The 14,172-nt window shown below is 68.5% G+C and carries 14 protein-coding genes; 7 read left to right on the forward strand and 7 right to left on the reverse strand.

The features are described from left to right. Positions 1-43: 43 nt before the first annotated feature. The 5 genes from DAT37_RS38005 to DAT37_RS38025 are packed head-to-tail and all read right to left on the reverse strand — an operon-like array spanning position 44 to position 4,731. Entirely contained in the window at positions 44-1,300 is a 1,257-nt protein-coding gene (locus tag DAT37_RS38005) for an ABC transporter substrate-binding protein (protein WP_109529787.1), read from the reverse strand. Then, entirely contained in the window at positions 1,290-2,369 is a 1,080-nt protein-coding gene (locus tag DAT37_RS38010) for a branched-chain amino acid ABC transporter permease (RefSeq protein WP_109529788.1), read from the reverse strand. Before DAT37_RS38010 ends, DAT37_RS38005 begins: the two co-directional genes overlap by 11 nt. Continuing rightward, positions 2,366-3,247, reverse strand: a complete 882-nt coding sequence (locus tag DAT37_RS38015) for a branched-chain amino acid ABC transporter permease (RefSeq protein WP_109529789.1) — start codon at positions 3,245-3,247, stop codon at positions 2,366-2,368. Before DAT37_RS38015 ends, DAT37_RS38010 begins: the two co-directional genes overlap by 4 nt. Positions 3,248-3,250: 3 nt before the next feature. Next, the gene (locus DAT37_RS38020) at positions 3,251-3,976 is read right to left on the reverse strand and encodes an ABC transporter ATP-binding protein (protein WP_109529790.1); all 726 of its coding nucleotides are present in this window, start codon (positions 3,974-3,976) and stop codon (positions 3,251-3,253) included. Beyond that, positions 3,973-4,731, reverse strand: a complete 759-nt coding sequence (locus DAT37_RS38025; RefSeq protein ID WP_109529791.1) for an ABC transporter ATP-binding protein — start codon at positions 4,729-4,731, stop codon at positions 3,973-3,975. Before DAT37_RS38025 ends, DAT37_RS38020 begins: the two co-directional genes overlap by 4 nt. Before the next feature lie 219 nt (positions 4,732-4,950). Here DAT37_RS38025 and DAT37_RS38030 point away from each other — a divergent pair, with 219 nt between their 5' ends. Both DAT37_RS38030 and hisI read left to right on the forward strand, forming a co-directional pair. Then, complete coding sequence (locus DAT37_RS38030) at positions 4,951-6,246, forward strand: PucR family transcriptional regulator (RefSeq protein ID WP_109529792.1); 1,296 nt, start codon at positions 4,951-4,953, stop codon at positions 6,244-6,246. A gap of 54 nt (positions 6,247-6,300) precedes the next feature. Continuing rightward, complete coding sequence (hisI, locus tag DAT37_RS38035) at positions 6,301-6,648, forward strand: phosphoribosyl-AMP cyclohydrolase (protein WP_109529793.1); 348 nt, start codon at positions 6,301-6,303, stop codon at positions 6,646-6,648. 10 nt (positions 6,649-6,658) lie between these two features. Here hisI and DAT37_RS38040 read toward each other — a convergent pair whose 3' ends face one another. Further along, positions 6,659-7,156: a MarR family winged helix-turn-helix transcriptional regulator gene (locus tag DAT37_RS38040; RefSeq protein ID WP_109529794.1), complete on the reverse strand. Its 498-nt coding sequence runs from the start codon at positions 7,154-7,156 to the stop codon at positions 6,659-6,661. Positions 7,157-7,983: 827 nt separating this feature from the next. Next, positions 7,984-8,445, reverse strand: a complete 462-nt coding sequence (locus tag DAT37_RS38050; protein ID WP_109529796.1) for a peroxiredoxin — start codon at positions 8,443-8,445, stop codon at positions 7,984-7,986. A gap of 174 nt (positions 8,446-8,619) precedes the next feature. Here DAT37_RS38050 and DAT37_RS38055 point away from each other — a divergent pair, with 174 nt between their 5' ends. From DAT37_RS38055 to trpA, 5 genes are all read left to right on the forward strand, one after another. After that, positions 8,620-10,185: an anthranilate synthase component I gene (locus DAT37_RS38055; RefSeq protein WP_109529797.1), complete on the forward strand. Its 1,566-nt coding sequence runs from the start codon at positions 8,620-8,622 to the stop codon at positions 10,183-10,185. Positions 10,186-10,196: 11 nt separating this feature from the next. Next, positions 10,197-10,937: a TIGR02234 family membrane protein gene (locus DAT37_RS38060; RefSeq protein WP_232840252.1), complete on the forward strand. Its 741-nt coding sequence runs from the start codon at positions 10,197-10,199 to the stop codon at positions 10,935-10,937. 183 nt (positions 10,938-11,120) lie between these two features. Further along, the gene (trpC, locus tag DAT37_RS38065) at positions 11,121-11,939 is read left to right on the forward strand and encodes an indole-3-glycerol phosphate synthase TrpC (RefSeq protein ID WP_109529799.1); all 819 of its coding nucleotides are present in this window, start codon (positions 11,121-11,123) and stop codon (positions 11,937-11,939) included. Further along, complete coding sequence (trpB, locus tag DAT37_RS38070; protein WP_109529800.1) at positions 11,939-13,204, forward strand: tryptophan synthase subunit beta; 1,266 nt, start codon at positions 11,939-11,941, stop codon at positions 13,202-13,204. Before trpC ends, trpB begins: the two co-directional genes overlap by 1 nt. Then, positions 13,201-14,001, forward strand: a complete 801-nt coding sequence (gene trpA, locus DAT37_RS38075; protein ID WP_109529801.1) for a tryptophan synthase subunit alpha — start codon at positions 13,201-13,203, stop codon at positions 13,999-14,001. Before trpB ends, trpA begins: the two co-directional genes overlap by 4 nt. Positions 14,002-14,172 lie beyond the last annotated feature (171 nt).

Genomic DNA, 14,172 nt, shown 5'->3' on the forward strand with positions numbered 1-14,172 from the left:
GGCTACGGCGCTGGAGTGCGCCGAAGCACGAAGCGTTGGTGGATCACTTGCTGGTGCGGATCACATCGCCGTTCAGAACCCAGCGGTCACCCTCGAACTTCTGGATTCGCATGGCCTCGAGCGGGAACGCGTCGCCGGGGCCGGTCTTGAGCGTGATCCCGGGCAGCATCAGGTCGATGGTCACGTCGTTCAGGGCGCGCACCGAATCCCGAAGGCCTTCGCGGGTCTTGCATTTCGCGGCCTCGAACGTCTTGGCGAAGCTCTCCGCGACCGCCCAGCCCGAGGTGGTGTACTGGTTGGTCGGATCGGCGCCGGGGGCGTACTGGGCCAGCTTCTCCCGGTACAGGCGCACCGCGGCGTCGTTGGCGAACTGCGGATCGGCCGGATCCTTGAGGAACGCCGCCGAGACGATGCCCTGGACGTTCTCCAGCCCGACCGGCTTGAGCGTGGTCATCGGGTTGGAGACCACGGTCAGGATGTGCAGCGGGTTCCAGTCGACGTTGCGCGCGTCGGCGGCCAGCGTCTGGGCGGCGAACTTCGGCGTCGCGAAGTTCAGCAGCACATCGGCTTTCGAGTTGGCCAGGTTGCGCAGCTGGGGCTCGACGGTGGGATCGGTGGCCTCGTAGCTCTGTTCGGCCACGATCGAAACGCCGCTGCCCGCGACGTTCTTGGTGAAGCTGCTCAGCAGATCCTTGCCGAAGTCGTCGTTCTGGTAGAGAACCGCGACTTTCGCGTCGGGCTTCTGCTGACGCACGTACTGGGCGAACACCTGTCCTTCGGCGAGGTAGCTGGGCTGCCAGCCGATCGTCCACGGGTGCGCGGTATCCGCGCCCCACTGCGTCGCGCCACCGGCGACGAAGATCTGCGGCACCTGACGCTGGTTCAGGTAGTCCCAGACCGCCGACGAGGTCGGGGTGCCGAGGGTCTGGAAGACCGCGAAGACCTGGTCCTGTTCGACGAGGCGGCGGATCTCCTCGACGGTCTTCGGGGGCTGGTAGCCGTCGTCGCGCACCAGGTACTCGACCTTGTGTCCGTCGATGCCGCCCTTCTCGGCGTTGACGTAGTCGAAGTAGGCCCGGATGCCCTTGGGCAGTTCGGCATATGCGGACGCGGGGCCGGACAGGGGGTAGGCGCCGCCGATCTTGATAGTGGTATCGGTGATGCCGGTGGTCTGCTGCCCCTTGCAGTCACCCTGGCCGATGGTTCCGCCACCGTCCCCGTCCCGGCCGCCTCCGCATGCCGTGGTCGCGAACAGCACGGCCGCCGCCAGACTTATCAGGCGAATCGCCCTAGTGCGCATTGGTATTCCCTTTCCGAAGAACTGGCCGACCTCGCCGGCCGAGCCACCACGCCGCACGGCCGACCAGGCCGGCCAATCCGTTCGGCGCGAGGTACATGACCGCGATGATCAGCAGTCCGAAGATGACGCCGGGTGCGGCCTGATTGATGTCCTGGGCGAAGTTCGGCACGTACATGACGAACAGTCCGCCGAGCACCGGTCCCCACTGGGTGCCGAGTCCGCCGACGACCAGTCCGGCCAGCAGCGTGATCGACAGTCCGACCGCGAACGAGTCGGGGGAGACGTAGGCGATCACCCAGGTGTAGACACAGCCGGCCACCCCGGCGAAGGTCGCGCTCCACGCGAAGGCGAGCGTCTTGTAGAACGCGAGCCGGACGCCGAGTACCTCGGCGGCGATCTCGTTGTCACGGATGGCGTGCAGCGCGCGCCCCACCCGTGACCGCAGCACCCCGGCCACCAGCAGGAAGCTGATCAGCGTCGTGCCGAGGGCGAGGAAGTACAGCCACTGGTCCTCGGCCAGCCCGGTCCACTCGGGCGGCTGCGGTTTGCGCAGGGTCAGACCCATGGACCCGCCGGTGACATCGTCGAATCGTTTGAGCAGCGGCACCATGAAGATGGCGATGGCCAGTGTCACGAGGGCGAGATAGAGCCCGCGCAATCGCAGGACCGGGATGCCGAGTGCGAAGCCGATGACGAAGGTGACGACGGCCGCGATCGGCAAGGTCGCCAGGTACGGGGTGTCCCAGCGATCCATGAGTACCGCCGCGGTGTACGCGCCGACCGCGAAGAACGCGCCGTGGCCCAGCGAGATCTGGCCGGTGTGGCCCACGATCAGATTGAGCCCGAGCAGCGCGATCGCGTAGATCATCGCCATGGCGAGCTGGAAAGTGCGGAACGGTGCGAGTTCGAACGGCGCGTAACAGGCGACGAGGACGACCACGCCGACGAGCAGCCAGTGCCACCGTGCGGCGGTGACGAACCTGCTCAGCGGGGATTTCTTCGGCTCCGGCACGGTGGGCGGAGCGGGGGCGGCGGCAGCGGGGGACTCGCTGCGGGATACGGCGGTCATACGCGTTCCACCACCGCGGTTCCGAAGAGGCCCTGCGGTCGCAACAGCAGTACCCCGAGGATGATCACCAGCGGGACTCCGACCTTGAGTTCGGTGCCGATGGCGTCGACGTAGGCGCCGGTCAGCGTCTCGGCGACCCCGACGATGATGCCGCCGACGACCGCGCCACCCGGACTGTCGAATCCGCCGAGTGTCGCGGCGGCGAAGGCGTAGATCAGAACCCCGCCCATCATGTTGGGTTCGAGGAACAGCAGCGGCGCCGACAGCACCCCCGATACCGCGCCGACCAGCGCGGCCAGGCCCCACCCGAGGGCGAGCACGGTGCCGACCCTGATGCCGACGAGTCTGGCCGACTGCGGATTGTTCGCGACGGCCCGCATGGCGAGGCCGATCTTGGTGTAGCGGAACAGCAGGTAGAGCAGCGCCATGACCACGGCGACCACGGCCACCACGCCGAGGCTGTTGTATCCGGCGGTCACTCCGCCTGCGCGGATCGCGCCCTCCGGGAAGGGATTCGGGAAGGATTTCACCTGGAACGACCAGATCCAGCCCGCCGCGGCGTTGATGAAGAAGAACAGCCCGACCGTGACGATCACCAGCGTCAGTTCGGGTGCGCCCTCCACCGGCCGGATGATCACCCGCTCGATCAGCATGCCGCCGATGAACGAGATCGCCAGCGTCGCGGGCAATGCGAGCCAGAAGGGCATACCGGACTCGACGAACTGCCAGGCGAGGAATGCCGAGAACATGGCCAGCTCACCCTGGGCGAAGTTCACGATTCCGGTGAACCGGTAGATGAGCACGAGAGCGAGGGCGAGGCCCGCGTAGATCGCCCCCGCGGTGATCCCCTCGATGAGTTGCTGTAGGAATTCGGCCATCGGTCAGACCTGGTATCCGAGGTAGGACTGCACCACACGCTCGTCGGCGCGGATCTCCGCTGCGGTGCCGGACAGAACGATTCGGCCGGTTTCGAGTACATGCGCGTGGTGCGCGGTGGCCAGTGCGAGGTGAGCGTTCTGCTCGACGACGATCACGGTGGTGCGTTCCTCCTGGTTGATGGTGTGCACGATCTGGAAGAGCTCCTGGGTGACCACGGGAGACAGGCCGAGGGACGGTTCGTCGAGCAGCAGCAGCGTCGGGCGAAGCATCAGCGCCCGGCCGATGGCGAGCATCTGCTGCTGACCACCGGACAATCCGCCCGCCGCCTCGCCGAGGCGTTCCTTCAGAACCGGGAAGTAGTCGAGAACGCGCCGCAGATCGGCGTCGATACGCACGCGGTCGCGGTGCCGGTAGGCGCCCAGTCGCAGGTTCTCCTCGACGCTGAGCTGGCCGAAGGTGCCACGACCCTCGGGAACGTGGGCGACGCCGAGGCGCGCCATGGCTTCCGGCGCGCGACCGGCGACCAAGGTGCCGCCGAGTTCGATCTCACCGCGCACCTTGACCATTCCGCACAGCGCGCGCAGCAGTGTCGTCTTCCCCGCGCCGTTCGGCCCGAGGATGGCGGTGACTTCGCCTTCGGCGACCGAGAAACTCAATCCGTGCAGAACCTTCGCCGCGCCGTAGCCGGCGTGCAGATCGGTGACGAGTAGGTAGGGGTCAGCGCTCATGCCGCTGTCCCGAGGTAGGCCGCGATAACGGCGGGATCGCTCTGCACGACTTCGGGGGTGCCCTCGGCGATCACCTTGCCGAATTCCAGGCACACCACCCGGTCGCACAGGCCCATGACGAAACCCATGTGGTGTTCGACGACGACGACCGTGAGATCCAGTTCGTCGCGCAGCGACCGCAACAGATTCGCGAATTCGCCGACCTCACCGTGGCTGAGTCCGTTGACCGGCTCGTCGAGCAGCAGCAGTCGCGGCTCGACGGCGAGCGCGCGGGCCAGCTCGATGCGCTTGAGCGTGCCGAAGGGCAGGCCACTGGCGGAATGGTCGGCGACGTCGTCCAGATCCAGCCGCTCGAGCAGGGCATCCACCTCGGCGCGCAGCCGCCGCTCTTCGCGGCGGACCTTCGGCAGTCGCAGCGCCGCCGAGACGAAACCGGCTCCGGCGCGATGGTGCGCGCCGACCAACACATTGTCTCTGACCGACAAATGCGGAAAAAGGCCCAGATTCTGGAAGGTTCGTGCTATGCCCAGGCCTGCCAGCGCGTCCGGTCGCACCCCGCCCAGGTCCTCACCCAGGTAGTGCACGGTGCCCGAATTAGGCGTGTAGCGGCGGGTCATGCAGTTGAACAGCGTCGTCTTACCTGCGCCGTTCGGTCCGATCAGCCCGACCATCTCGCCGGGCGCTACCGCGAATCCGACATCGTGCAATGCGGTGATGCCGCCGAAGCGGACGGTCAGGTGGGATATCTCGAGCATTCGTCCTCCGGCCCGCGATTTTTTTCGCGGGCGAAATCCGTGCGGGACAACGCGGTCTGCTACCGGCGTATCTGGTCGTGCCAGCGTAAAATCGCAGGTTGGGAGACACATTGGGCTTCGTGGCTCAAACTCCGCCGACGAATTTGTCCTCTGCGGACATGGACGGTTCGCGAATCGGGTGTGTTGACACCCCGGGGCGTCGCCGTGGAGTATCCGACTATGTCATCTGGATCACACCCGCGCGCCACCTCGGATCCGGAGACTGTGTACGCCGAGCGCAGGCGGATCGCAGGCACGGTTTTCGAGCACGCGCGCGATATCGCCGATGCCGGGATCTCCGCGATCACCACTCAGATTCCCGGCTACTCGGCCCGCGACACCGGCTTCCGCGCCGATGTGCACGATCAACTCGCCCGGTTGAACCGGACCGGCTTCGAGGCGATGCTCGACAAACGCAGGGTCACCTCGGAGGATTTCGCCTATGTTCGCCGGGCTGCGGCGCGCCGGGCCCAGTCCGGACTCACCCTCGTCGACTACATCAACGCCTTCCGGCTGGGGCAGCAGGCCACCTGGAAGACCATGCTCGCGCACGCGGGGGAGTCCGAGGCCGCTCGCGAGGCCACCCTGTCCATGGTCGCCCCGCTCACCCGCTTCTGCGATCTGATCAGCACCCAGGCGGCGCACGCCTACCTGGAATTCCAGCAGTACCTCTCGGCCGAGGTCGGCGGTGACAGCAGGGAACTGCTCGAATCCCTGCTCGACGGCGTGCTGCCCGAGCGCGGCACCCAGTTGGTGACGGCCAACGCGCACGGCATCGTCGCCGATCGCACCGCGCCGATGGTCGTGGTCAGGGTGGTGGTTCTCGGCACGGCGACCCGGCGCGGGGAATCCTCCGATTCCGACGCCGAGGTCAGACATCTGGTCTGCGCCTCGACCTCGCGCATCGGGGTCAACGGGCTGCGCACACTGTCGGTGGTGCGCGGCGGCGAGGTCGTCGCCGTTCCGGTCCTCGGGCGCAGCGGCAGCAGCGACGAACTGTGCGAGCGACTGCGGGTGATGCGGGAGAAACTGCGCTCGGAAGGGATCTCCCTCGCCATCGGCATCAGTCCGTCCGTCTCCGAGGTGGCGGGAATCCCCCGGGCCTATCAGCAGGCCCAGGCCGCGCTGGAACTGCTACCGGAGGACGGCGGCGTGCTCGCCCTGCCGCAGCTGAGTCCGTTCCGCTATCTGATGTTGCGCGCCGACGACACCGCCCGTCATCTCGTCGACCCGCGCATCGGCGCCGCGCTGACCGACGACCGCACCCGTGGCGGCGTCTTGGCCGACACCATCCGGGCCTTCGCCGCCGCCGATATGAACCTGCGCGAGGCGGCCGACGAACTGCGCATCCACCACAACACCGCCAAATATCGGCTCGGGCGCATTCAGGAACTGACCGGCCGCAACGTCCGCAGTATCAACGACCTGGTCGAACTGCTGGTGGCGATCGAGTTGCAGACGAGCCAGCAGGAGTAGGGCAGCGGTAGGGCGAAGACGTCGCGTCTCCCGCGCCTTGTTATAACGGGGGACATGACACTCGACCCCGATATCGCCGCCAGGCTCAAGCGCAACGAGGCCGGTCTGGTGGCCGCCGTGGCGCAGGAGCGGGCGACCGGCGACGTCCTGATGGTCGCGTGGATGGACGACGAGGCGCTGGCGCGCACGCTGGCGACCCGCAAGGCGACCTACTATTCGCGTTCGCGCCGCGAGTACTGGGTCAAGGGGGAGACCTCGGGGCACACCCAATACGTCCACCAGGTCCGGCTCGACTGTGACGGCGACACGATCCTGCTGGTCGTCGACCAGGAGGGCGCCGCCTGCCATACCGGCACGCACACCTGCTTCGACGCCGACCTGCTACTGGGCGAGCCCGCCTGATCCGCGTCCCTCAGCCGTCGTCGTCGGTGGCCCCGGCGGCCGTGTCCGGTCTGGACAGCACCTCGGTCAGCCGGGTGGACAGGAGTTCGCTCAAATCGGCCAATCGCGCGGTCTCGTCGGCGGCCAGACCGTCGAACACCAGACGACGCACGGTGTCCAAGTAGCCGGGGGCCGATTCGACCACCTTCAGATAACCGTTGTCGGTGAGGACCGCGTGCACGCCGCGGCGGCCCTGGGTCGCGACCCGTTCCGCCAAACCCATTCGCTCCAACTTGGAGATCACGTGCGACAGCCGGGACAGCGACGCGTTCGCCTTGTGCGCCAGATCGCTCATCTGGAGGCGGTGACCCGGTTCCTCGGACAACAGGGTCAGCACCCAGTACTCGAAATGGGTGACTCCGGACTCACGCTGCAACTGCGTATCGAGGGCGCCGGGCAACCGGGTCATGAGCGCGACGATCGCGCGCCACGCCCGCTGTTCGACGGGGTCGAGCCACTTCGTCACCATGTGCCTCTCTCGAGCCAGCGACGTGCGTTCACAAGTCCGATAGTCACTGTCACCTGCGAATATCGAGTTTGCCACGACTTCGCTCGACCGTCTCAGAGTTGCCGGATGTCGTGAGGTCATTCACAGGATGGGTGAAATCTCCACCGGAATATCGGCACGGTTGCTGCTCGATCGCGTGGAGGTAGCGGCGTGGGCCACCGCCGTTTCGGAGGTGACCGCCGGTAGCCGGTGCCGTGACCCTATCGGCGCGCCGAACCTGCCGGTGAGCGCGTCACGCGCGGTTGCCGCAGCGGTTCGGCAGGGCGTCGAACCGCCGCCGCCTCCGCTATATGGGCATTTCGGCGGATCGAGACCGCATCGGCTGATCGTCGGTACTGCCTTCGCCGGCTCGCCGCCCGCGTCGGAGACCGGGCATCGGGTGCGGCCCGGCGTAACGCGGAGGTCCGCCGCCGCCCGCAACGCTGATGAGCTCCGGCGGGATGGGGGTACCGCAGTTCTGCGACAAGGCCGGATCGACCCGGGCGCCCGCGTAACGCGGAGGACTGCCGCCGCCCGCACCGCTGATGGCGTCCGGTGGGGTGGGCATCCAGCAGTTCTGCCGCAAGGCCGGATCGACCGGGGCCACGTCGAAGCGATCCGGTGTGCCTGGCGCGGCCGAGACCGATCTCGTCGTCTCGGTCACTGTCGTGACAGCCGAATCCCTGTCGGCGAGAAGGAGTTTCGTGCCGGACACACGCGGTATCGGCGACGGATCCGGCGCCGGTCGGTGCGGTGCCACCGCTCGAGCGACGGCGCACGGCCCCGTTTACGATCGCGCGGAGGTATTCCTATCCGGCACGCTTGGTCAGGAATTCCAGCGCGTCGTCGGCGTGCACGCCCGCGCGGATCTCACTGGCGATGACCTTCAGCACGGTGCGGTCGGTATCGATGACGAAAGTCTGGCGTTTGACCGGCGCGAGTTTGCCGAGCAGTCCGCGCTTGACGCCGAACTGCGCGGCGACCGCGCCGTCGGAATCGGACAGCAGCGGGTAGCCGAGGCCCTGTTTGGCGGCGAACCCCGCCTGGGTGTCGACGCCGTCGGTGCTGATTCCCACGCAGGACGCGCCGATCTTCTGGAATTCGGCGGCCAGATCACGGAAATGGCAGGCCTCGGCGGTGCACAGGGGCGTGTTGGCGGCGGGATAGAAGAACAGAACCAGAGGACCGTCCGCGAGCAGTGCTTCGAGCGAACGGGGCGTACCGGACTGATCGGGGAGCTCGAATAGGGGGGCGAGCTGACCTGTCTGCATGACTCGGACACTACCCGTCGTCGGCGAATCGTCGCGTCGCGGAAAAAGTTACGGCGGCGATCGCGGCGCGGGCCCGGACGGCGACTCCGGCGCGGTGCGGGTCGGGGACGGGTGCGGCGAACGTGTGTGGACACCGCTCGTCGGCGGGGGAGCCGGTGCTGGGATGATGGGGCCATGCCAGGCGCGTCGACACCGACAACCACGACCCGTGCACAGTTCCACGCCCTCGCCGCGGAGCATCGGGTCGTCCCGGTGATCCGAAAGGTGCTGGCCGACTCGGAAACTCCGCTGTCCGCGTACCGCAAACTCGGCGGCGACCGGGCGGGCACCTTCCTTTTCGAGTCCGCGGAGAACGGGCGGTCCTGGTCGCGTTGGTCCTTCATCGGCGCGGGAAGTCCGTCGGCGTTGACCGTCGTCGACGGCGAGGCGACGTGGCTCGGCAATATCCCGGTGGACGCGCCGTCGGGCGGCGATCCACTGCTCGCGCTGCGCGAGACACTGGAATTGCTGCGCACCGAGCGGTTGCCCGATCTGCCCCCGCTGACCGGAGGCATGGTCGGTTATCTGGGGTACGACGCGGTCCGCAGGATCGAACGTCTGCCCGAGATCGCGACCGACGATCTGGGGCTGCCCGAGATGGTGCTGCTGCTCGCGACCGATCTCGCCGCGTTCGATCACCACGAGGGCGCGATCACGCTGATCGCCAACGCGGTGAACTGGAACGGCACCGCCGAACGGGTGGACGAGGCCTACGACGACGCCGTCGCGCGATTGGACCGGATGACCTCGGCGCTCGCCGCGCCGTCGCCGTCCACGGTGTCGGTCTTCGATCAGCCCGAACCGGAATACCTGCGCAGGCGCACCACCGAGGAATTCGGCGCGGGCGTGCGACGGCTGATCAAGGAGATCGAGGCGGGCGAAGCCTTCCAGGTCGTGCTGTCGCAGCGCTTCGAGATGGACTACGACGGCGCGCCGATCGACCTCTACCGGATGTTGCGTGCCTCCAACCCGAGTCCGTACATGTACCTGATCCATATCCCCGACGGCGACGGCGGTACCGCGTTCTCCATCGTCGGGTCGAGTCCGGAATCCCTGGTGACGGTGCAGGACGGCGTCGCCACGACGCACCCGATCGCGGGCACCCGCTGGCGCGGTGTCACCGAGGAGGACGATCTGCTGCTCGAGAAGGGCCTGCTGGCCGACGAGAAGGAGAACGCCGAGCACCTGATGCTGGTCGACCTGGGCCGCAACGATCTGGGCCGGGTCTGTCAGCCGGGCACCGTCCGGGTCACCGACTACCGCCACATCGAGCGCTACAGCCACGTCATGCACCTGGTCTCGACGGTGTCCGGCCGTCTCGCCCCCGGGCGGATCGCGCTCGACGCGGTCAACGCCTGCTTCCCCGCGGGCACGCTGTCCGGTGCGCCGAAGGTGCGGGCGATGGAACTCATCGAGGAATTGGAGCCGACCCGTCGCGGCGTCTACGGCGGCGTCGTCGGGTATCTCGATTTCGCGGGCGACGCCGATACCGCCATCGCCATCCGCACCGCCCTGCTCAAGGACGGCACGGCCTATGTGCAGGCGGGCGCGGGCGTCGTCGCCGATTCCGATCCCGAATACGAGGACGTGGAGGCGAGGAACAAGGCGATGGCGGTGCTCAAGGCCGTCGCCGCCGCGAAAACCCTGCGCGCCTACGGCATGGAGCCGGGTGTCCCGCCCGCGCCGGACGGTAGCCGATGACGGATCCCGCCGTGACAGATCAGCAACCCGATGCGGGCGCCGCGCCGAGCGCGGCGCGGCAGGCACGCCGGTATCCGGTCGGCGCGATCACGCTCATGGCGCTCGCCGCGGCGGCCATGTGGGGTTCTTCGCGCCTGACCTGGGTCACGGTGTCGTCGACCGACGGCCTGACCCAGCCCAGAACCGACGAACTCCTCGGCAGCGACTGGTTCGGCGCGCTCACCCCGCTCGCCCTGGTCCTGCTGTCCGCCGTCGCGGCGGTGCTCGCCACGCGCGGCTGGCTGCGTCGTATCGTCGGCATCCTGGTCGGCCTGGTCGCCGCGGTGACCGCCGTGCCGTCCTTCGCGCTGCTGACCGGTTCCGGCGCGACCGAGGAACGCGCCGCGACACTGGCCGAGCTGCCGGGGCGCGCCACGGTCACCGAGGTCGTCGTCGCGCCGTTCCCGGCCTGGCTCACCCTCGCCGCGGCCGCCGCCGCCTTCGTCGCGGCGGTCCTGCTGGCGCGAATGCCCGAACAGACCGCGCGACTGTCCGGCAAATACGACAATCCGGTGTTCCGCCGCGCCGCCGCCACCGAACAGGTCGCCAAACGCGACGCCGACGCCCCCGACGGCGGTCTGTCCGAACGGGTGCTGTGGGACGCGCTCGACGCGGGCACCGACCCGACCGAGGAGAGTTCCGGAGAGACCGCGGCGGCCGACGACGCGCAGGACAAGTCCCACCGCGACGAACCGGGCGGCCATGACCGTTGACGTCATCGCGGGCACCGCGCGCCACGTCGCGCGCGGGATACCCGACCGGAGGTGTCGTGGCCGGGCCAACCCCGCCGCGATCGGGAAAGAGCACGCCATTTATTCTTTGTCAGCATCGGTGAGACAGCGCCTGGGGGGATTCTCAGGCAGCAAGTCCGTCTCCCCAGAAAGGATTCGAGCCAGATGACGGTACTCGACTCGATTCTCGACGGGGTCCGCGCGGATGTGGCCGCTCGCGAAGCCGTCCTGGACTTCCAGGCCATCAAAGCCGCCGCGACCCGCGCCCCGTCGCCGCTCGACGGCCGTGCCGCACTCCTGGAGGACGGCATCGGCGTCATCGCCGAGGTCAAGCGATCCAGTCCGTCCAAGGGCGCTCTCGCCGACATCCCCGATCCGGCCAGTCTGGCGAAGGCCTACGAGGACGGCGGCGCGCGCATCATCAGCGTCCTGACCGAAGGCCGTCGTTTCGGCGGTTCACTCGATGATCTGGACGCGGTGCGCGCCTCGGTGAGCATCCCGATCCTGCGCAAGGATTTCGTCATCGGCCCGTACCAGATCCACGAGGCCCGCGCGCACGGCGCCGACGTGATTTTGCTGATCGTCGCCGCCCTGGAACAGGACGTGCTCTCCTCGCTGATCGACCGCACCGAATCGCTCGGCATGACCGCGCTGGTCGAGGTGCACACCGAGGAAGAGGCCGACCGCGCGCTCGAGGCAGGCGCCTCGGTGATCGGGGTGAACGCGCGCAATCTCAAAACCCTCGAGGTCGATCGCGACGTCTTCGCGCGGATCGCCCCCGGCCTGCCGACCGAGGTCATCCGGATCGCCGAATCCGGCGTGCGCGGCACCGCCGACCTGCTCGCCTACGCGGGCGCGGGCGCGGATGCCGTCCTCGTCGGTGAGGGTCTGGTGACCAGTGGCGACCCCCGCGCGGCGGTGTTGCAGCTGGTGACGGCGGGCACCCACCCGTCCTGCCCCAAACCGGCCCGCAGGGGCCGGTGATGGCGACGAGTTCGCTGCCCAAGGCCAGTCAGGGCGTCCACGAGCGCAGCGCGCACGAGCCCGATCCGGGCGGCCACTGGGGCGTCTACGGCGGTAGGCACGTGCCCGAGGCGTTGATGGCGGTCATCGAGGAAGTCACCGCCGAATACGACAAGTGCAGGCTCGACCCGGTCTTCCTCGACGAGCTCGACCGCTTGCAGCGCGACTACACGGGACGGCCCTCGCCGGTCTTCGAATGCACGCGGTTGGCCGAACACGCGGGCGGCGCGCGCATCCTGCTCAAGCGCGAGGATCTCAACCACACCGGCTCGCACAAGATCAACAACGTGCTCGGGCAGGCACTGCTCGCCAAGCGGATGGGCAAGACCCGCGTCATCGCCGAGACCGGGGCGGGCCAGCACGGCGTCGCGACCGCGACCGCGTGCGCGCTGCTCGGCCTCGAATGCGTCGTCTACATGGGCGCGGTCGATACCGCCCGGCAGGCACTGAACGTGGCGCGCATGCGTCTGCTCGGCGCCGAGGTCGTCTCGGTGACGACCGGTTCGCAGACCCTCAAGGACGCCATCAACGAGGCGTTGCGCGACTGGGTCACCAACGCCGACGCCACCTACTACTGCTTCGGCACCGCGGCGGGCCCGCATCCGTTCCCGATGATGGTGCGCGATTTCCAGCGCATCGTCGGCATGGAGGCGAAAGCCCAGGTACGCGCGCTCACCGGCGGACTGCCCGCGGCGGTCGTGGCCTGCGTCGGCGGCGGATCCAACGCCATCGGCATCTTCCACCCCTTCCTGGACGACACCGACGTTCGGCTGATCGGCTACGAGGCGGCGGGCGACGGCGTCGACACCGGCAGGCACGCCGCCACCTTCACCGGCGGCACACCGGGCGCGTTCCAGGGCGCGTACTCCTACCTCCTCCAGGACGAGGACGGCCAGACGATCGAATCGCATTCGATCTCGGCGGGCCTGGACTACCCGGGCGTCGGTCCGGAGCACGCGTACCTCAAGGATGTCGGGCGCGCCGAGTACCGGCCGATCACCGACACCGAGGCGATGGACGCGCTGCTGCTGCTGAGCCGCGCCGAAGGCATCATCCCGGCCATCGAATCGGCGCACGCCGTGGCCGGTGCGCTGAAACTGGGCGCGGAACTCGGACCGGGAGCGATCATCCTGGTCAATCTGTCCGGGCGTGGCGACAAGGATATGGACACCGCGGCCCGCTGGTTCGGTCTGTTCGACGAGCACGACGAGGAGACCGGCGCATGAGTCAGCAGTCCCGCCTCGCCAACACCTTCGCCGCCGCGCGCGGCGAGGGCAGGGCGGCGCTCATCGGCTACCTGCCCGCCGGTTATCCCGATCTGGCCGGGTCCATCGCCGTGTGCAAGGCGATGGTCGAATCCGGATGCGACATCGTGGAAGTCGGCGTCGCGTACTCCGATCCCGTCATGGACGGCCCGACGATCCAGGCCGCCGCCGAACAGGCGCTGCGCGGCGGCGTCCGCGTGCGCGACGTGTTCTCCGTGGTCGAGGCGATCACCGCCGCGGGCGGTCAGGCCGTGGTCATGAGCTACTGGAATCCGGTGCTGCGCTACGGCGTCGACCGGTTCGCGCGCGATCTCGCCGGTGCGGGCGGCGCGGGCATCATCACCCCGAATCTCATCCCGGAGGAGGCCGACGACTGGTTCGTCGCCTCCGCCGCCCACGATCTGGACCGGATCTTCCTGGTCGCGCCGTCCTCCACCGAGGAGCGACTGGTCAAGACCCTGGAGGCCTCGCGCGGATTCATCTACGCGGCGTCGACGATGGGTGTGACCGGAGCGCGCGACATGGTTTCCTCGGCCGCGCCCGCGCTGTGCGCGCGGATCCGCACGCATTCCGATATACCGATCGGCGTCGGCCTCGGTGTTCGATCGGGTGCGCAGGCCGCCGAGATCGCGTCGTACGCGGACGGTGTCATTGTCGGTTCGGCGCTGGTCAGCGCCGCAGCCGAAGGGCTGGACGCGGTGCACACGCTCACCGCCGAACTCGCCGAGGGTGTTCGCTCCGCGACCGTACGGTCCTGATCGGCTGCCGTGATTCGCGGTGTCACCGCCGTGATACGCGGTGCGTGGTGACCGGCGTTTCCGTTCCGGTCTTCGTCGGCTCGCGCCGTTGAGCGGCGTGTGATCGGACCGCGACGCTCGCCGGGGGTCGTGCCTCCGCTACGGTGGCGACCGTGACCTTACGAGTCCTGG

It is taken from the genome of Nocardia aurea (genome assembly GCF_003123685.1).
Classification (GTDB): domain Bacteria; phylum Actinomycetota; class Actinomycetes; order Mycobacteriales; family Mycobacteriaceae; genus Nocardia; species Nocardia aurea.